This window comes from Bradyrhizobium sp. UNPA324, from assembly GCF_006658635.1.
Classification (GTDB): Bacteria; Pseudomonadota; Alphaproteobacteria; order Rhizobiales; family Xanthobacteraceae; genus Bradyrhizobium; species Bradyrhizobium nanningense.
In genome coordinates, this window is sequence record NZ_LFJD01000004.1 from 6,441,029 (window position 1) to 6,459,365 (window position 18,337).

The 18,337-nt window shown below is 64.1% G+C and carries 19 protein-coding genes; 6 read left to right on the top strand and 13 right to left on the bottom strand.

The window, feature by feature from the left end:
• Positions 1-4 precede the first annotated feature (4 nt).
• Both UNPA324_RS30915 and UNPA324_RS30920 read left to right on the top strand, forming a co-directional pair.
• Complete coding sequence (locus tag UNPA324_RS30915) at positions 5-856, top strand: fumarylacetoacetate hydrolase family protein (protein WP_141937710.1); 852 nt, start codon at positions 5-7, stop codon at positions 854-856.
• A 40-nt stretch (positions 857-896) separates the two neighbouring features.
• Positions 897-2,108, top strand: coding sequence for an ABC transporter substrate-binding protein (locus tag UNPA324_RS30920; RefSeq protein WP_141937712.1), 1,212 nt, complete (start codon positions 897-899; stop codon positions 2,106-2,108).
• Here the strand turns inward: UNPA324_RS30920 and UNPA324_RS30925 are convergent, their stop codons facing one another.
• From UNPA324_RS30925 to UNPA324_RS30940, 4 genes are all read right to left on the bottom strand, one after another.
• A complete protein-coding gene (locus UNPA324_RS30925; RefSeq protein ID WP_128918074.1) occupies positions 2,109-2,951 on the bottom strand; it encodes a hypothetical protein in 843 nt (280 codons plus the stop codon). It lies immediately after the preceding gene.
• A 138-nt stretch (positions 2,952-3,089) separates the two neighbouring features.
• Positions 3,090-3,356 carry a hypothetical protein gene (locus tag UNPA324_RS30930; RefSeq protein ID WP_128918097.1) on the bottom strand — a complete coding sequence of 89 codons (267 nt, stop codon included), beginning with the start codon at positions 3,354-3,356 and terminating at the stop codon, positions 3,090-3,092.
• A gap of 135 nt (positions 3,357-3,491) precedes the next feature.
• The gene (locus UNPA324_RS30935; RefSeq protein ID WP_181769693.1) at positions 3,492-3,983 is read right to left on the bottom strand and encodes an SRPBCC family protein; all 492 of its coding nucleotides are present in this window, start codon (positions 3,981-3,983) and stop codon (positions 3,492-3,494) included.
• Positions 3,983-4,366: an ArsR/SmtB family transcription factor gene (locus UNPA324_RS30940; RefSeq protein ID WP_141937716.1), complete on the bottom strand. Its 384-nt coding sequence runs from the start codon at positions 4,364-4,366 to the stop codon at positions 3,983-3,985. Before UNPA324_RS30940 ends, UNPA324_RS30935 begins: the two co-directional genes overlap by 1 nt.
• Before the next feature lie 286 nt (positions 4,367-4,652).
• Here UNPA324_RS30940 and UNPA324_RS30945 point away from each other — a divergent pair, with 286 nt between their 5' ends.
• Positions 4,653-5,714, top strand: coding sequence for a serine hydrolase (locus UNPA324_RS30945; RefSeq protein WP_181769578.1), 1,062 nt, complete (start codon positions 4,653-4,655; stop codon positions 5,712-5,714).
• Between the two features lie 64 nt (positions 5,715-5,778).
• Here UNPA324_RS30945 and UNPA324_RS30950 read toward each other — a convergent pair whose 3' ends face one another.
• A complete protein-coding gene (locus tag UNPA324_RS30950; RefSeq protein ID WP_141937720.1) occupies positions 5,779-6,612 on the bottom strand; it encodes an outer membrane protein in 834 nt (277 codons plus the stop codon).
• Positions 6,613-6,876: 264 nt separating this feature from the next.
• Positions 6,877-7,581, bottom strand: coding sequence for an SDR family oxidoreductase (locus UNPA324_RS30955; protein WP_141937721.1), 705 nt, complete (start codon positions 7,579-7,581; stop codon positions 6,877-6,879).
• A 117-nt stretch (positions 7,582-7,698) separates the two neighbouring features.
• On the opposite strand from UNPA324_RS30955, the gene UNPA324_RS30960 reads away from it, so the two are divergent.
• Positions 7,699-8,538, top strand: a complete 840-nt coding sequence (locus UNPA324_RS30960) for a GNAT family N-acetyltransferase (protein WP_141937723.1) — start codon at positions 7,699-7,701, stop codon at positions 8,536-8,538.
• 29 nt (positions 8,539-8,567) lie between these two features.
• On the opposite strand, the gene UNPA324_RS30965 is transcribed toward UNPA324_RS30960, so the two are convergent.
• Positions 8,568-9,014, bottom strand: a complete 447-nt coding sequence (locus tag UNPA324_RS30965; protein WP_164936073.1) for a hypothetical protein — start codon at positions 9,012-9,014, stop codon at positions 8,568-8,570.
• A gap of 275 nt (positions 9,015-9,289) precedes the next feature.
• On the opposite strand from UNPA324_RS30965, the gene UNPA324_RS30970 reads away from it, so the two are divergent.
• Together UNPA324_RS30970 and UNPA324_RS30980 are read left to right on the top strand one after the other, a co-directional pair.
• Positions 9,290-9,571: a hypothetical protein gene (locus UNPA324_RS30970; protein WP_141937725.1), complete on the top strand. Its 282-nt coding sequence runs from the start codon at positions 9,290-9,292 to the stop codon at positions 9,569-9,571.
• A gap of 947 nt (positions 9,572-10,518) precedes the next feature.
• On the top strand, positions 10,519-11,337 hold the full coding sequence (locus UNPA324_RS30980) for a hypothetical protein (protein WP_141937727.1): 819 nt from the start codon (positions 10,519-10,521) through the stop codon (positions 11,335-11,337).
• 387 nt (positions 11,338-11,724) lie between these two features.
• Here UNPA324_RS30980 and UNPA324_RS30985 read toward each other — a convergent pair whose 3' ends face one another.
• From UNPA324_RS30985 to UNPA324_RS31010, 6 genes are all read right to left on the bottom strand, one after another.
• On the bottom strand, positions 11,725-11,925 hold the full coding sequence (locus UNPA324_RS30985) for a hypothetical protein (RefSeq protein ID WP_128918697.1): 201 nt from the start codon (positions 11,923-11,925) through the stop codon (positions 11,725-11,727).
• A gap of 295 nt (positions 11,926-12,220) precedes the next feature.
• Positions 12,221-14,362 carry a flagellar biosynthesis protein FlhA gene (gene flhA / locus UNPA324_RS30990; RefSeq protein ID WP_164936157.1) on the bottom strand — a complete coding sequence of 714 codons (2,142 nt, stop codon included), beginning with the start codon at positions 14,360-14,362 and terminating at the stop codon, positions 12,221-12,223.
• A 377-nt stretch (positions 14,363-14,739) separates the two neighbouring features.
• Positions 14,740-15,057 (bottom strand): copper-binding protein, encoded by a 318-nt coding sequence (locus UNPA324_RS30995; RefSeq protein ID WP_128918695.1) that lies wholly within the window; start codon positions 15,055-15,057, stop codon positions 14,740-14,742.
• Between the two features lie 17 nt (positions 15,058-15,074).
• Entirely contained in the window at positions 15,075-15,527 is a 453-nt protein-coding gene (locus tag UNPA324_RS31000) for a cupredoxin domain-containing protein (RefSeq protein ID WP_164936156.1), read from the bottom strand.
• Positions 15,528-15,559: 32 nt separating this feature from the next.
• Entirely contained in the window at positions 15,560-16,894 is a 1,335-nt protein-coding gene (locus tag UNPA324_RS31005; protein ID WP_141937729.1) for a multicopper oxidase family protein, read from the bottom strand.
• A 13-nt stretch (positions 16,895-16,907) separates the two neighbouring features.
• Positions 16,908-18,335: a TolC family protein gene (locus UNPA324_RS31010; protein ID WP_141937731.1), complete on the bottom strand. Its 1,428-nt coding sequence runs from the start codon at positions 18,333-18,335 to the stop codon at positions 16,908-16,910.
• Positions 18,336-18,337 lie beyond the last annotated feature (2 nt).

The following is an 18,337-nucleotide window of genomic DNA, read 5'->3' on the forward strand; positions in this document are numbered from 1 at the left end:
TCTCATGAAGCTGCTTTCTTTCCTCGTCGACGACCGAGCCTCCTTCGGCGCCGTCAAGGACAACGGTGTGGTCGATCTCGGTGCACGCATGACGGGCTGCTCGACGCTGCGGCAGTTGCTCGAAGCTGGCCGCCTCGCCGAGGCGGCCAAGCTGGTCGCATCCGCCGCGCCCGATCATCCGCTCGACAAGATCAGCTTCGCCCCCGTGATCCCCGATCCCGGCAAGATCATCTGCGTCGGCCTGAATTACCGCGACCATGTCGCCGAAACCGGCCGCACTGTCACCGAGAAGCCGGCGCTGTTCGCGCGCTTCGCCTGCAGCCAGGTCGGCCATCTCCAGCCGATCGTGAAGCCGAAAGTGAGCGACGATTTCGACTATGAAGGCGAGCTCGCACTCGTCATCGGCAAGGCCGGCCGGCACATCCCGGCGAGCCGCGCGCTCGACTATATCGCCGGCTATTCCTGCTACAACGAAGGCAGCATCCGCGACTGGCAGCGCCACACCAGCCAGTTCCTGTCCGGCAAGACCTTCGCCGACAGCGGCAGCTTCGGCCCCTGGCTGGTGACGGCGGACGAAATTCCGGATCCGTCGAAGCTCAGCTTGCAGACGCGCCTGAACGGCACCGTGGTGCAGGACACCACCACCGATCTCCTGATCACCGCCGTCCCCGAGTTGATCGCCTACATCTCCACGATCTGCCCGCTCGTGCCCGGCGACGTCATCGTCACGGGCACGCCGGGCGGCGTCGGCGCAAAGCGCACGCCGCCGCTGTGGATGCGCCCCGGCGACACCGTCGAGGTCGAGATCTCCGGCGTCGGCACCTTGCGCAACAATGTCATCGCCGAACCGGACTGACGACGTCTTCGAACAATCAAAACGACAAACGGGGAAACGCATGGCCATCATCCGCACGACATCCGCCGCCATCCTGCTGGTCACGCTGGCGCTCGCAGGCCCGCCTGCGCGCGCCGAGATCAAGGGCGAGACAATCCGCATCGGCGTGCTCACCGACATGAACGGCGTCTTCGCCACCGCCATGGGCCCGGGCTCGGTCGAGGCGGCGCGGATGGCGGCGGGGGAGTTCGGCGGCAAGATCAACGGCAAGCCGATCGAGATCCTGCAGGCCGATCACCAGAACAAGCCGGATCTTGCGGCATCGCTCGCCCGCAAATGGTTCAGCGAAGGTATCCAGGCGATCGCCGACGGCGGCAGCTCCGGCGCCGCGCTCGCGGTGCAGGAACTCGTCCGCGGCAACGGCAGGATCTTCCTCGTCTCCGGCGCCGGCGCCAACCAGCTCACCGATGAAGCCTGTGCGCCGACCAGCGTGCAGTGGACCCAGGACGCCTATTCCACCGCGACCGCCGTGGTCTCCGGCATCATGCAGACCAGCAAGGAGCCGTGGTTCTTCATCACCGGCGACTATGCGTTCGGCCATTCGATCGAAGCGACCGCCCGCGCCCGCATCGGCGAGCTCGGCGGCAAGGTCGCCGGCAGCGTCAAGGCGCAGCTCGGCACGCCCGATTTCAGCTCGTTCCTGCTGCAGGCGCAGTCGTCCGGCGCGAAGATCCTGGCCATCAACGTCGCCGGCGACAACGCCACCGCGATCAAGCAGGCCGAGGAGTTCGGCCTCGCCGATCAGGGCATCAAGATCGTACCGATGTCGTTCCAGAACGTCGATATCGCGGCGGTCGGGCTGAAGGCAACCCGTGGCGACCTCATCGTCACCTCGTTCTTCGAGGATGTCTCGCCTGCCGCCCGGAAGTTCTCTGACGCCTTCTACACACGCCGCAAGGCCATGCCATCGCAGATCCAGGCCGGCGTCTATTCCGCCGTGCGCCATTATCTGCAAGCGGTGAAGGACACCGATTCCGACGACAGCGCAACTGTGATGGCGAAGATGAAAGCAACGCCGGTGTCGGACGCCTACACGCCCAACGGCCGTATCCGCGAGGACCAGCGTATGGTGCACGATCTCTACCTGGTGCAGGTCAAGACACCGCAGGAGTCCCGGGGGCCATGGGATTTCGTCAAGCTGATCGCGACCATCCCGCCCGATCAGGCCTTCCGTCCGCTCGACCGCAGCAAGTGCGGCCTGGTGGGTAAATAATCAGGCCAGATACAGCGCCAGATAGCCTTCCATCGCATAGAGCGCGCACAGCGCCAGGCTCGACCACACTGCGGCGCTGAAATACAGGAACATCCAGGTCAGCTCGCCCTTCCAATGCGCGATGTCGTGGGTCACCACCCAGCGCGTCGAGACGTCATGCAGGCCTTCGAGGAAGCCCAGGAACGTATTGCCGTCGGCGTGCCCTGCCCGCCAGCGGCTGAGATACATCGGCACGTCGACGGTGACGAGGAAGGCCAGGAAGCAGGCGATGCCAACGATGCCTGACATCAGCGCCCAGCGCACTACGCCCTGGAATTCCGGCATCAGGCGGCACAATGCGATGCCGGCGGCGAAGAAGGTCACCGCCCATAGCGAATTCTCGATCGCGTTGTAGAGGAAGTTGGTCGTCACCACAGCGTACCAGGAGAAGCACTCCGCGATGATGATGATGGGCACGATCACGAGCGCGATATTCACCGCGGTCTCCGCGCCGGTCATCTTGCCGAGCTGATGCAGGATGATGGCCCATTGCGCAACGAAACAGAGCTCGGCCACGGTCGCAACCGTTCGGCCGACCACGACGCTCGAGAGCCAGGTATCGAACAGGCAGATGCGCTGCACGTCGGCGCGCGGCAGCACCGAGCGGAACGCGCAGCCGAATACATAGCCCGCGCACAGCAGGAACATCAGCCCGATGTCCGAGCCGCCGCCGAGGCTGCCCGAAGGCGTCGGGTAGAACTCGCGATACAGCATGAACCAGACGAGGATATTCGCGCTGCTGACAAGCGTGAGAGACCCCCACCACCACGCGAGGGGATTTGACCGCGCCTGCCACTGCAACATGAGCCGCTCCGCTGTAATCGATATTTCATCTAGCGGTAGCAATTCTGTCACATTCAGGCAGGCGGTCGCGACAAAAATCTGCGTGACGGCACTGTCATAATTCACGCCCCGGGGCCGACCCAAGCCGTACGTCCGGGCTCAGCGCCCCTCGGCCCTGCGGCCGCCGCTGCAGATGAGGTTGTCGCACTTTTCGGCGAAGCGCTGATATTCGGAGATCGCGCGATTGGCCATGCGGATCCGGTTCGTCTGTCCCTCCTCGACCATCCCAGCGATGCGCTGCGCCAGGAACACGCAGGCGTCGAATTCGTCGCGGATCGCGCCCGCGCGGTCGAGAAAGTCCCAGGCGATCTCGTAGGCCTGCTCCGCGGCGGGGTTGCGGTAGTCGCTGAAGATAATGTGCGCCATCACTGCCAAAGCCGTGGCGCGGCGATCGTTCCTACCAGGCGGACAACGCCGGACTGAAAAACCACCGGCGGCCTTGGCGCGCCGGTGGTTCGCGAAAGCGGTCCCGTCGTGTTCTCCGCCGGGACCGCGTTGTCTTCACCGCTTCATGCGCGCCACATAGGCCGCGAGCTTGTCGAGAGTCTGATAGCCGTATTCGACGGCGCCGAAGCCGATCATGCCGTCGCGTTGCTCGGTGCTCGAGGCCAGCTGGCGCATCATCAGCACGGTTTTGCCGTTGCTCTGCTCGGCAAAGGTCACGGTGAAGCGGAACATGCCGGGATCCTCGTCCTGGTCGACGCCGTGATCCATTTCCATCAGGTGCGGCCGCTCGATGCGGCGGAAGCGCATGCGGTTCGGATAGACCGTGCCGTCGGGGCCGATCATGTTGAAGCGCCAGACGCCGCCGACGCGCACGTCGATCTCAAAGGTCTCGACCTTGAACCCCTTCGGCCCGAACCATTGCGGCAGATGCTTGGGGTCGGACCACGCTTCGAACACCAGATCGCGCGGCGCGTCGATCACGCGCGACATCACGATCTCGCGGTCGAGCGACCATTGCGACAGAGCGGGATTGGCAGAATTCGTCATCACTCAGAACCTTTCCGTTTGGTTGTTCGGGACGGACGCTTGACGGCCGCCCTTTCCTTCTCTTTCTTGAGCTTCATCACGTAGGCTTCGAACCGGTCGAGCCGCGCCTCCCAGATCGCGCGCTGCTGCTGGAACCAGTCCTCCGCACCAAGCAGCGCATCCGGGCTGAGGCGGCAGGTGCGCACGCGGCCGGACTTCTCGGATTGAACGAGCCCGCTCGTCTCCAGCACGTGGATGTGTTTCATGAAGCTCGGCAGCGCCATGTCGAAGGGATCGGCGAGCTCCCCGACCGAAGCCACGCCGGCGCACAGCCGCATCACGATCGCCCGCCGCGTCGGATCGGCAAGCGCTGCGAAAACCTGGTCGAGGGATTGGTTAGCCATGAAGCTAACTATAAGCGACCTGGAGTCCCGCGTCAAACAATTGTTAGCTCATCAGCTAAGTGATTTGGTGGCGTGCGAGTGATGCGGAACCCGCAACGCGCAATTGTGAATTGGGCCGTGGGACGCTTCCGGCTAAAGCAGATCGGGGGCGCATCAACATCGTTGATCAGAGCAAGTGCCGCCTGTTGTCACCTCATCCCCGATCACCCGGCGAATCTTCACCCGGGCTGCGCTCATCCCGCTTGCGATCGCGCTTCGGCCACGCCGCGCCTTGGCGGATTCCGACATGATCGCGCAGATGCGCGACATCGTCGCGAGCGAACTGGCGCCGACCGCGACGCCAGACCATGCGGGCGGGCTCGCCGCCGCCCTCTATGCCGGGCGCCATGTCGAGTTCTTCAGCTACGGTCTTGCCGACGATGCGACCAAACGGAAGGTGACGCCGGACACGTTGTTCAACCTCGCCTCCTTGAGAAAGCCGTTCGAGGCGGCTCTTGTGGCGCTCGGCGTGGTGCGCGGCGAGCTGCGGCTCGACGACCGCCTGCCCAAATACCTGCCCGAGCTGAATGGCGACTATATCCGCAACGTCACTGTCGGCCAGTTGGCCACGCATACATCGGGACTGTTGCTGCCGACCGACCATCCGCCCTGGCCGAACGATGAGTACACGCGCGAGCATTTCATCGCCATGCTGAACGGCTTCGCGCCGGCGGTGAGCGTCGCGCCCGGCCGGCAACGCGTCTACACACATGCCGGCTACGTGCTGCTTCAGCTCGTGCTCGAGCGCTGCTACGGCATGCCGATTGGCGCGCTGATCCAGCACCGCCTTCTCCGCCCGCTCGCGATGGAAGCGACCTTCATCCCCGAGCGCGGCGCAGACAATCGCGCGGTCATGGATGCCGCCTGGATGCAGCGCGCGGTCCAGGGCTATTCCGACCAGGGCACGGCCATCGGCCCGATCGGCGATCAGCAGAGCTATTTCGACTTTCCCGGTACCGGCCAGATGTTCGCTTCGGTGCGGGATCTCGCCGCTTTCGCAGCAGCCTGCGTCGACGGCCGGGCGATCGATCCGCACCTGCGCGAGGCGTTGCGGATGACGCAGCGTGAGGCCTTCCGCATCGACGACAAATTCGGACAGGGCATGGGCTGGGAGACCGTGCGTCTGCCAGGCGTCACCGTCATCGACAAGCCCGGCGGCCTCAACAACGCCTCCGGCTATATCGGCCTCGTGCCGGCGCGGCGGATCGGCATCGTCCTGCTGGCCAATCGCGGCGAGTATCCGCACGAGATCGCGCGCTACAAGATCCTGCCGGAGCTGGCGCGGCTGATCACCTCGCACGCAAGCTGAGCTCCAAGACAGAGAGCCCCGGCTAGGCCGGGGCTCTCCACGCAGATCGGGAATGGGATGGCGCTCAATATCTGGCGACGACAGCTCCGCCGAACTTGTAGTTTACGCCGACGCGCACGATGTCCGACTTGATGTCGACCGAGTGGGTGTAGACGTTGCTCGGGAATGCGATGGCCGGCCCGAACGCGGCAAGGTTCGTGCTGGTCGTGCTGGCGCGGCCGAGATCGACATGGAGATATTCGGCCTTGAGCGACCAGCCGCCGCCGAAGGCATATTCGGTGCCGACGCCGGCGGTCCAGCCGACCCGCGTATCGCGGATCGCCGCGGATTCCGTCGCGCCTGCGAACGTGTCGGTGAAGTTGAAATTGCCCTTCACCTCCGCGATGGCCGCACCGCCGGTGGCATACAGCAGCCAGGTCGGAGCGGCGAGGAAGCCGATGCGGCCGCGGATGGTGGCGAGCCAGTCGGCCGAGACCTGCGAGGAGACCGTAACGCCGGTCGGCGCGCAGCAGGGATAGACCGCCGAGCCCGTCGCGCTGCCTTTGAAGCCGAAATAGTTGATGTCGCCCTCGAGGCCCAGCACGGCGTGGTTGACCTGCCAATTATAGCCCGCGGTGAAGCCGCCGGTCACGCTGGAGCTGCTGACGCTCTGGGCGCCGACCGTGTTGATCGCCGGAACGCTGCTGGTGGCGAAATAGCCGGTCGGCGAGAACACGGTGGAGGTGGTGGGATCGGCGCTGCCCCATTGCCCGCCGATGTTGCCGCCAACATAGAAGCCGGTCCAATTGTAGGCCGCAGCCATCGCGGGCGCCTTGGTGTAATGCGCCGCAAGGTCGGCAGCCTGCACGGAAGCGGTCCCAAGCACAATCGATGCGGCCGCCAGCAAGAACGTCTTCATTTCGATCTCCATTCCCCACGCGACTGAACCCGCGTTTTCGAGGCGCAGATGGGAGCCATCCAGCGCAGCTCGGGAATAGGCGCAGCACCGTTGTTCGTCTCGGTCTGCGGCGCAGTTCATAGGGACTGTGACGTAATCGGTGGCTTATCGCGCAAGACGGGCGACGAGTGTGACCTCGGCGCCACGCATCGGTCCCTGCCGCGGTGGCGCGCGAGGCAAATCCGCGGCGCGTCACGACAGGGCGCGGGCGAATCCGCGCGCGGCTCACACCGAGCGCGTCAGTCCGCCATCGACGCGGAGGTTCTGGCCGGTGATGTAGGCGGCGCCGTCGGAAGCCAGGAACGAGATCGTCGCCGCGATCTCTTCCACCTTGCCGTAGCGCTTCATCGGCACGCTGTCGCGGCGCGAATCCTGCTGCGGCAGGCTGTCGATCCAGCCCGGCAGAACGTTGTTCATGCGGACGTTGTCGGCCGCATGGGTGTCGGTGAAGATCTTGGTGAAGGCGGCAAGGCCGGCGCGGAACACCGCCGAGGTCGGGAACATCGCGCTGGGCTCGAACGCCCAGGCCGTCGAGATGTTGATGATGGCGCCAGCCTTTTGCGCCTGCATGATCGGCGTCACCAGCCGGGTCGTGCGGATCACGTTCAGGAGATAGGTGTCGAGGCCGGTGTGCCACTGCTCGTCGGTGATCTCGGTGATCGGCGCGCGCGGCCCGTGCCCGGCGCTGTTGACGAGCACGTCGATCCGGCCCCACTTCGCCATGGCACCGTCGACGAGACGCTTCAGGTCGTCGTTGGATTTGTTCGAGCCGGTGACGCCGAGCCCGCCGAGTTCGGCGGCCACGGCCTCGCCCTTGCCGGAGGACGACAGGATCGCGACGCGAAACCCGTCCGCTGCCAGCCGTCGCGCAGCCCCTGCCCCCATGCCGCTGCCGCCGGCGGTAACGAGCGCAACCTTCTCTGCTGCCATGACCGATCATCCCTTTGAGTTGAGGCGAGCCGCAGGCTCGGCCTATCATGCGGCCTTCTACAGCCAGACCTGCCGGCAGGTCCATGGTCGAAGGACGCACCTCATGAGGAACGCAAGATGAGTGACTTGCTGATCCGCAATTTGCGCCCCGAGGAAATCTCGCTTGCCATCGACTGGGCCGCGGCCGAGGGCTGGAATCCCGGCTTCTCCGACGCCGCCTGCTTCGCTGCTCCCGACGCGGAAGGCTTCTTCGTCGGCGAGATCGACGGCGAACCGGTCGCGACCGTCTCCTGCGCCAATTACGACGATCGCTTCGCCTTCCTCGGCTTCTATATCGTGCGTGCGGATCTTCGCGGCTCTGGCCATGGCCTGCGCATCTGGAGCGCGGCGATCGCGCATGCGGGCACCCGCGTGATCGGGCTCGATGGCGTGGTGGCGCAGCAGGACAACTACAGAAAGTCCGGTTTCCAGCTTGCTTACGCCAATATCCGCTATGGCGGCATCGCCGCCGCGCCCCTGAAGCCACCCGCCGATGTCGTCGCACTCGACAAGGTCCCGTTTGCGCTTGTGGAAGCCGACGACGCCACTGTCTTCCCGGCTCGGCGCAGCGCCTTCCTGCGCGCCTGGATCAACACATCGGACCATGTCGGCCGCGCGCTCCTGCGTGACGGCAAGCTCGCCGCCTGGGGCGTGATCCGGCCGTGCCGGACCGGCTACAAGATCGGCCCGCTGGTCGCCGACGATCGCATTGCGGCGGAGACGATCGTCTGGGCCCTGCTGGCAAGCGCGGATGGCGAGGTGTTCCTCGACGTCCCCGCTGTCAATCGCGAGGCCATCGCGCTCGCGGAGGCGCTTGGGCTGAAGCCGGTGTTCGAGACGGCGCGGATGTACACGGGAGCGATCCCGTCGCTGCGTATCGACCGCGTCTTCGGCGTGACCAGCTTCGAGCTAGGTTAGAGCCAATTCGAGCTAGGTTAGAGCCAAGCTCAATAGCAGCGCATGATGTTGACGGTGTGCTCGCTGCCGCCGCGGCCGGGCACCGTTACCTGCTCGGTCGGGCAGCTCGGCACGTAGGGCCGATCGGACGGCACGACGTTCGGCGGGAAGCGATGCGTCCAGTCCCAGGGAACGTCATAGGTGTAGGTGTAGCGCACGTCGGTGGAGACCGGCTGGGCGGTATCGACGAAGGGCTGGCTGTAGCCGGCGCTGTCGTAGAAGAAGCCGCCGCCGCCCGGCCAATAGACAAAGGGGTTATTCCGCCGGTGGAAGCGGGCTCCCGGTGCGATGGGCGGACGCGCCATGGCGCCGGACGGCGCCGCGGTCAGCCCATGCGGCGCGGCGCCGCCGGGTCGTGCAAAACTATCGCTGAGGCTAAGGAGCAGCGCGGCTGCGCTGAGCGAGGCGAGCAAGGCCCCATGCATTCTGTAGGTCATGATACGCACCAACTCGTTTGGCTTCGGCGGCTCCCCACCGCACGCTAGGCCGGGCCGTCGGCCAGCCGCAAACGTATAATTAATTTTTGGTTAAGGCACGGGATTAACGGGGGAACCGGTGCGGCAAGAGCGCTCGGATTCTCCTGACAGGTACTTCGTTCCGAAAGAAGCGTCTCATAACCAGTTGATCCGAGTTGATCGCTCCCGCCTGCCGGGTTCCGGAACGCTCCCGCAGTGCAACCGTTGGCCCCCGACACAAGCAAGGAGCATTTCCAATGCAGAACAAGTCAAAACTCCTCTGCCTGATCACGGCATCGCTCGTCGCCGGCACGGCGGCGGCCTCGGCGCAGGGCTATGACTGGAACGGATCGCGCATGAGCTGGGACCGCAGCGCGCCCGCCTACGAACCGGTCCAGTCGGGCGCCTACTATCCTGACGTCGCGGGCCCCTATGGCGCCATCAACGGCACCAGCCATCCGACCCCGAGCTCGACGCAGGGCGACGTCGGCCCTGACGGCAACAATAACGGCACGCTGACCGGCGGCTATCGCTGGTAGAGCCGCTCGACGTGAGGCCCACCGTTCGTTCGCGCGCGGTGGGCCTTCGCGCGTCAGCGGTTTCTTGCGAAGCTGACCGCCAGATTGAACGTCCCGCCCACAACCCCTTGCGTTGCCTGACGGGCAAAACACCCAAGATCGCGGTCAATCGGCGTCGCCGAAAATATTACGCTTTACCGAAATTCGGAAATCTCGTATGTGTCGCCGCAACCCGGCCCAAGGAAGAGGGGCGTATCGCGATCGTCACGAACGCGGGCCGGGCGGCGGTGGACGCTGATTGCATCGGCGCGAAGAGGTTTTGCAGGGCGGAGAGCCGTGAGCAAAACCGTCGCGCACACGACCGGTGTGATCAGCGTACGGCGAAATCGTGTGGTCCTGATGCCCGGGGTCTGTGCGTCAAGGCTTGCGGTGATGTGTGCGGCCCGACCGGGCGCACGCATCAGTCATCCGCAAGGCGACGGGGGCAATAGTGCATCGCTCCCCGGGGAGAGCGCGACATAAGCCGTAAAACCACTGCGCAGGGAAGGCGGGATGTTTTGGCTCCACCTGTATGCCGCTGTGCAAATTCTTGTTGCCATCTCTCGCACAGTGGACCGTGGGTGCCCGGCTGGCACCCGGTCTTCCCTGCGCCCTCTCCATTCATTCATGAGGGTGAAGAGATCGTGCAAAGCTCGGGCGAGATGAGTCGCGAGGAAGCGAAGGTGTGTCTGCAATGAAATTGCGAATTGAGAACGCGATGGCATCGCCCCGCACTCCTTCATTGCGAGGAGCCCTTGCGCCGAAGCAATCCAGGTTGCCTCCGCCGAGGGAGTCTGGATTGCTTCGTTCCGCTCGCAATGATGAATTTGGGGGACGTCTAAGTGAACGTTATACGTATCCAATGCCCCGGTGCTACCATGAGTAGTGCCGGGGGATTCGCGCCCGGACGTTCGTGGGGCTGCCGCCAAATGATCCGAATGTCTTTGCCGTGGTTTCTTGATGTCGTGTCAGCCATTGATGCGATACCCAACACTTTCTTTCAGGGGGATCCACCGCGTCCGTCAGCTTACGTGCTGCATAACGCAAAAGGTCAGCTTGAAGCGCTGTTTAATCAGAGCATTTACGCGGCATACTTACGCGCATCTCGCGAACAGGCCGGTAAATTATACGCCGCGATCGATGTCATGCTGAAATTGGTCGATGATCCGAATTCAACCATTGGTGATTACGATGTATGGTCGATGAGCCACGAGCGAGATCAGTTCAAGACTATATTTTTGGCAGACTTGAGTCTCCTCCCGTCGTTCCTCGTTGCCGGAAAAGAGAGCTACGAAGTCAATACGCTGATCGATGAGGGCACGAAGCTTTTCCCAGTCTCCCTTTCGGCCAAAGTGCCAGAGGCAATTCCCGATGCCAAAGAAGTTGGGAAAGCTTTGGCCTTTGAACTCGCAACCGCGTGTGGTTTCCATATCTTTCGTGTCACCGAGGCGGTCGTGAAGCGCTATTGGGACCACGTTTCCAAGGGGGCGATCCGGCCTTCTCTTGAGACATTGGGCACCTTCGCCGCAGAAATGGAAAAACAGAAGTTTGGCGACATCAAAGTAATTGAGTCGATCAAACAAATGACGAGGCTGCATAGGAATCCCCTGATACACCCCGAAGTAATTCTTTCGGTGGAAGAGGCTATCGAGACTGTGGGAATTGCGCGCAGTGTAGTCGGGGCAATGCTGCGTACATTACCTGATGTGCCGCTAACTACCTCTTCGGCCGCGCTGTCTTTGAGTTGAAATCAATCGCGACCTTGCACGGCAATTGACGATGTCTACGCTTGCCAGGCGAGATAATCACGTACAGAAACCATGGCAATCGCCCCCATACTCCATCGTTGCGAGCAGCGCTTGCGACGAAAGCAATTCAAAATCACTCCACGACGGCAATCTGGTTTGCTTCCGCCTTCGCCAAAGGCTTCGGCGGCCAAGTCGCGTCGCTCGCAAACCCGAACTTTGGGTGGCGTCTGCAGGCCTCCGCGACATCACCCCAGACATGAGAAAGCGCCCGTGGGGGGCGGGCGCTTTCTGTAGTCGACTTGGGGTTGGGGTCGTCTACATATCCACGTGGCGACTTTGGGGGGCTGGTAAAGAGCCGCGTGAATTCGAAAAACTCGTCAGATCTCCTTAGCGAACGAGGGACGCGTTCGCGCTTGTGACAACGACCGGCTTGCCGGCCTTGATGACGCGGGCGGTCTGGGTCAGGCCTTCATCCGAACCCGTGCGTGCCGTGATACCGAGGCCTGCCACCGCGATCCCTGCGACGAGGGCGACGACCACGACTTTCAAATGGGTCGCGCGATCTGCGCTGTAGATCGAGTGGTTCATGGAAGCCTCCTGCCGCCATCTACCCGAAGTAGTCGCCCGCCGTTCAGGCAGGTTCATGCTTCCGGTGCCCATCAACCTAGTATTGGGGGGATTCGTTCCCAAGAGGCCATCACAAGAGCGTGAAACGACGTGAAAGATCGCGATCAGGCGGAGGTCCTTGATCGTGCATTTTCGCAATTATTTCAAAGATGTAAGGTGCTTGTCCGGCGCCTTTTTCGCCAGTTGGTCCACAAGGCGCCAGGAACTCAAAAACCATTTGCCTGTGACCGAAAAACACACGGCTTCTTAAGGCAAATCAGACGCTTCCGACCGTTTTCAACCTCGCCCTGGGGTGGATTTCAGCCTGCGACAGCACGGTGGTCTGGGCCCGAAACCGCTCCACCAGGGACCGCACGAAGGGGCGAATGGCCGCAGAGGTGACCAGCACCGGAGCCTCGCCCTCGCGCGCGGCGCGCTCGAAGGCCTCGCGCACGGCGGTCATGAATTCCGACAGCTTCGAGGGCTGCATCGCAAGGCTGCGTTCCTCGCCCTGGCCAATGATGGATTCGGCAAAGGCCTGCTCCCATTTCGCCGACAGCGCGATCAGCGGCAGATAGCCGGCGTAGGAGGTGTTCTGCGCGCAGATCTGCCGCGCCAGGCGGGCGCGGACGTGCTCGACCATGGTCGCGGGATTGCGCGAGAAGGCCAGCGAGTCGGCGATGCCTTCGAGGATGGTCGAGAGGTCGCGGATCGAGATCCGCTCGGCGAGCAGCAATTGCAACACGCGCTGGATGCCGGAGACCGTGACCTGTGCCGGCACGATGTCCTTGACCAGCTCGCTCTGCTCCTTCGGCAGCTCCTTGAGCAGCTTCTGCACCTCGCCGTAGGAGAGCAGGTCCGACATGTTGGCCTTGAGCAGCTCGGTGAGGTGGGTCGAGAGCACGGTCGCGGCGTCGACGACGGTGTAGCCCTTGAGCGAGGCCTCCTCCTTGAGGCTGGCATCGACCCAGGTCGCGGGCAGGCCGAAGGTCGGCTCGGTGGTGTGGATGCCGGGCACCTGCACCTGGCTGCCGCCGGGGTCCATGACCATGAACTGGTTCGGCCAGATCTTGCCGGTGCCGGCATCGACCTCCTTGATCTTGATGATGTAGGTGTTGGCCTCGAGCTGGACGTTGTCGAGGATGCGCACCGCCGGCATCACGAAACCCATCTCGATCGCGAGCGAGCGGCGCAGCGCCTTGATCTGCTCGGTGAGACGGTCGGTGCCGTCGGGGCCGTTGACCAGCGGCAGCAGGGCATAGCCGAGCTCGATCTTGAGGTCGTCGATCTTGAGCGCGGCGGAGATCGGCTCTTCCGCGGCGGCCGCCCCGGGCGCACCCGGGCTACCTGCAGCCGGTGCGGCCTTGGCCGCTTCCTCGGCCTTGGCGGTGACCCGGTTGTGGTTGCGGGCGTTCCAGGCCAGCGCGCCGGCGCCGGCGCCGAGCGCCAGGAACGGAATGGTCGGAATCCCCGGCAGCGCCGCCAGCACCAGCATGACCGCCGAGGACATCGCGAGCGCCTGCGGATAGCCGGAGAACTGCTTCATCAGCGCCTTGTCGGCGGCGCCCGACACGCCGGCCTTGGAGACGAGCAGGCCGGCCGCGGTCGAGACGATCAGCGCGGGCACCTGGGTGACGAGGCCGTCGCCGACGGTCAGCAGCGTGTAGCTGCGCCCCGCATCGGCAAAGGACAAGCCCTGCTGCGCCACGCCGATGATCATGCCGCCGACGACGTTGATGAAGACGATCAGAAGGCCCGCGATGGCATCGCCGCGGACGAATTTGGAGGCACCGTCCATGGCGCCGAAGAAGCCGCTCTCGTCCTCCAGCTCCTTGCGGCGCTCCTTGGCGACCTTCTCGTCGATCAGGCCGGCGGAGAGGTCGGCGTCGATCGCCATCTGCTTGCCGGGCATGGCGTCGAGGTGGAAGCGGGCGGCGACTTCGGCGATACGGCCCGAACCCTTGGTGATGACGACGAAGTTGACGATGATCAGGATGGCGAAGACGATGATGCCGATGACGAAATTGCCGCCCATCACGAAGCTGCCGAAGGCTTCGATGACGTGACCGGCGGCAGCCGTGCCCTCGTGCCCGTGCGACAGGATCAGGCGGGTCGAAGCCATGTTGAGCGACAGGCGCAGCATGGTCGAGATCAAGAGGACGGTCGGGAAGGCCGAGAATTCCAGTGGCGTCTGGATGAACAGCGAGGTCATCAGGATCAGGATCGAGAGCGTGATCGAGATCGCCAGGAACAGGTCCAGCACGATCGCGGGCAGCGGCAGGATCAGCACCACCAGGATGGTGAGGATGCCGAGCGCCAGCGCGATGTCGCCGCGCTTGAGGATGGTGACGATCTCGTTGACGGAGGGGATGCCGGTTCTTGCGGCGCCTACGCCCTGTCCCGCGGTGACGTCGACCATGGTAGCTGCCTCCCCGCGCGACTGCCGTCCGCGCGCCCCAAACGTCTGCGCGGCGGCCGAGGGGCCGCCGTTTCGAAAGTGAGGCACCGCACTGGCGTCCACGGGGGTCCTCCCGTTTTACGCGGCCGACGACACTCGACTTCACCCGGCAATTCTTGCCGGGTGTATGGTTAGCAAAGGGTTAACGGAGGGGGTGGGAAGGGGGCGGGATGGACTGTTTCGGCATTCAGGCAGGGGAAGAAGTCGTCATGCCCGGGCTTGTCCCGGGCATCCACGTTCTTCGTGCCGCGAGAAGGGCGGGGATGGCCGGGACAAGCCCGGCCATGACGTTGTGGAGGCATGGATGCGTCGGAAGACTGGCTGAGGAAAAGGCCGCCCTATTTCGCCTTGTCCATCTTCGTCACCGTGTACCCCGACGCCGCCTCCTCGGCCTCGAAGGTCACCTTGTCGCCGACCTTCACCTGCTTGAGCATGGCGGGGTCCTTGACGCGGTAGACCATGGTCATGGGCTCTTCCATGCCGAGGCTCTTCGCCGGCCCGTGCTTGAGCGTGATCTTGCCGGCGCCCTCGTCGATTTTTTTCACCTCACCGCTGATCGAGGCGGCCTCGACCGCCAGGGCTCGGTTGGCAACGGCTCCGATGGCGACGCTCAACGTCAGCGCCAGCGCAGCAATGATATTGATGATGCGGTTCATGCGAGACTCCCTTCGCGTTACTTGACGGTGACGTGACCGACCATGCCGTTGTCGCGGTGGTCGGGAATGAGGCACGAATATTCGAACGTGCCGGGCTTGCTGAACTTCCAGAGGATCTCGGCCGTCTTTTGCGTCGCGAGCCTGACCCCGTTGGGATCGTCGTGCTCCATATGCGGATGCTTCTTCATCTCCACCGCATGCGCGAGATTCTCTTTGGTGGTGGCGAGCAGGAATTCGTGGTCCTCCTTGCCGACATTGCGCAGCACGAAGCGGATCTGCTCGCCGCGCTTGACCTCGATCCTGGCAGGTGTGTAGTCCATCTCGTTGAGCAGGATCTCGATGGTGCGCGCGGGCTTGTTGGGATCGCCGGGCTCGCCGGCCGAAAAGCTCGCGTGCCCGTGCTTGTCGTGCGCGAAAGCCGGCGCAGTCGACAGCGCAACCAGCGCGAGGCCAAGTTTGATCATCTTCATCGTCATCTCCAGTTGATGGTTCATCGAAACGCTCACATCTTGTGTTTCATCGGTGGGCTGCCCGGCTGCTGCCGCGCCGGCTCCGCGGCCGGCGCCGCGACCTCGTAGGCGACGGTGCCTTGCGGGAATTTGTACGGCCCGGGATCGCGGTAATCGTCGCGCGCGAGGTCCTCGCGGATCTTCATCACCGTGAACATGCCGCCCATCTCGATCGGGCCGAATTGTCCTGTGCCCGTCATCATCGGCAGCGTGTTGTCGGGCGCGGGCATCTCCATGTTGCCCATCGCCATGCCGGTCGAGCCCATCGCCATGCCGTCAGGCGCGAGCTTGCCGACAGCCTTGGCGAGATCCTTGCGCGACACCCCGATCAGGTTGCGCACGTCGTGCCCCATCGCGTTCATGGTGTGATGCGACTTGTGGCAATGGAACGCCCAGTCGCCTGGATTGTCGGCGAGCACGTCGAACACCCTGACGGCACCGACCGGCACGTCGGTCGTCGTCTCCGGATATTGCGCGCTCTCCGGAATCCAGCCGCCGTCGGTGCAGGTCACCGCAAAGCTGTGGCCGTGCAGATGGATCGGATGGTTGGTCATGCTGAGATTGCCGATGCGCACGCGCACCTTGTCACCGAGCCGCACGGCTAAGGGATCGATGCCGGGAAACACCCGCGCATTCCAGGTCCACATGTTGAAGTCGGTCATCTCGTTGACGTGCGGCAGATAGGTGCCGGGGTCGACGCGATAGGTGCTCATCACGAAGACGAAGTCGCGGTCGACGGGCCGGAAGCTCGGGTCGCGCGGATGCACGACGACCATGCCCATCATGCCCATCGCCATCTGCACCATCTCGTCGGAATGCGGGTGGTACATGAAGGTCCCGCTTTTCTTCATCTCGAACTCGTAGACGAAGGTTTTTCCCGGCTGGATGTGCGGCTGGTTCAATCCGCCGACGCCGTCCATGCCGCTCGGAATGATCATGCCGTGCCAGTGCACGGTGGTATATTCGGGCAAGCGGTTGGTGACGAAGATGCGGACCTTGTCGCCCTCGACCGCCTCGATGGTCGGTCCGGGCGACTGGCCGTTGTAGCCCCACAAATTCACCTTCATGCCCTCGGCGAATTCGCGCACCACGGGCTCGGCGACCAGATGGAATTCCTTCCAGTCGCCGTTGATGCGGAACGGCAGCGACCAGCCGTTCAGCGTCACCACGGGACGATAGTCGGGTCCGCTGATCGGATGCAGCGGCGGCTGCATCATCACCTTGTCCATGTGCGGGGCTTCGGGAATCGACGCTGCCTGCACGCGGCCTTGAACCGCAGATGCGCCGACGAGCGCGGCAGTCCCTAAGAATCCTCGGCGGGAAAACATCTTGGCCTCCATCTCAGTGGCCGCCGCCATCGGCAGGTGCTGCCGCGGCGACGGTGGTTGGATTGTCGCTGCCGGCGGTCGGCGCGCCACCGCCGTTGACGGCGGTCTGCAAGTCGGCCTGGGCGAGAAAGAATCTCTGCCTGGCGTCGATCGCGCCGCGCAGCGAGGCCAGGCGCTGCCGCGCTTCGGTCAGCAGTGCGAAGATGTCGACTTGCATGCTGGAGAAGCGCAGCTGCATCTCCTCGGTGATGATCTTGCGCAAGGGGATGATCTCGCGCTGGTAATGGCTGGCGATATCGTAGGTCGAGCGATAGACGCGATAAGCATCGCGCGCCTCGGAGCGCACGTTGACGGCGCGCTCGGTGAGGCGGTTGAAGGCGAGATTGTAGGTCTCCGCGGCCTGCCGCACCCGCACCTCGCCGCCGTCGAAGATCGGGATCTGGAACTGTACGTCAAAGCCTCGCTCGCGGAACGGTGCGCTTTCCGGATCCTGAGTGCGGCGGGAGATGCCGGCGAGATCGAGCAGCGTGACGAAGCGCGTCGCCTCGGTGAGGTTCAAGGCCTTGGCCAGCGCCGCCAGCTCCAGCCGCGCGATCTGAAGGTCGATGCGATGGGCGACCGCGTCGGCCTCGATCGAAGGCAAGGTCTGCGGCCGGCGCGGTAGTGGTGGCAGCGCGTTCGGCAGGCGGAAGTCGAGGCCGCCGTCCCACAATCCCATCAGGCGTGCAAGCCTTTCGCGTTCGCTCGCTGCGGTCTGTCGCGCGGTGGCGAGGTCGGCGGTGGTCTCGGCGTAAAACACCTGCTCGCGGGCCTGGTCGAGCTTGTTGAGCGAGCCGGTCTCGCCGAGCTTGGCCGCGAGCTGCGCGGTCGATTCCGCCGTGGCCTTCGCGTCGGTCAGCAGCACCACCATTTCGTTGCCGGCAACCGCGCGCCAATAAGCGCGGCGGACGTCGGCGGCGAGCCGCAGCGTTGCCAGCGCGGCGCGCAATTGGGCCTGGCGAAAACGCTCGCGGGCAATGTCGGAGCGGAACGGCAGGGTGGCGAGTGCAAGGATATCACCGACCACCTGGCGCTCGATCTCGCTGGCGCCATTGCCTGTGATGCGCGAGATCGAGAAGATCGGGTTGGGTGGCAGGCTCTGCTCGACCAGATCAGCCTCGGCCAATGCAAGCTCGTTATAGGCGGCTTGCAGTCCCTTGTTGTTGAGCAGTGCGATCTGCACGGCGCTGTCGACGCTCAGCGTGCGCGCCAGCAATTGGTGAACGCGCGCGTCGACCGCGCCGGCGCCGTCCCCCGTTCGCACGAAGGCGACGTCCTTGTTGATGGTCTGGCTCGTCAGCTCGGAGACCGCGCTCATGCCGCTGTCGGGCGAGAACGCGGCGCAACCGGAGACGCTGAACGCGGTGAGGACGAGCAGGCCTCGCGCAAAATGGCACGTCATGG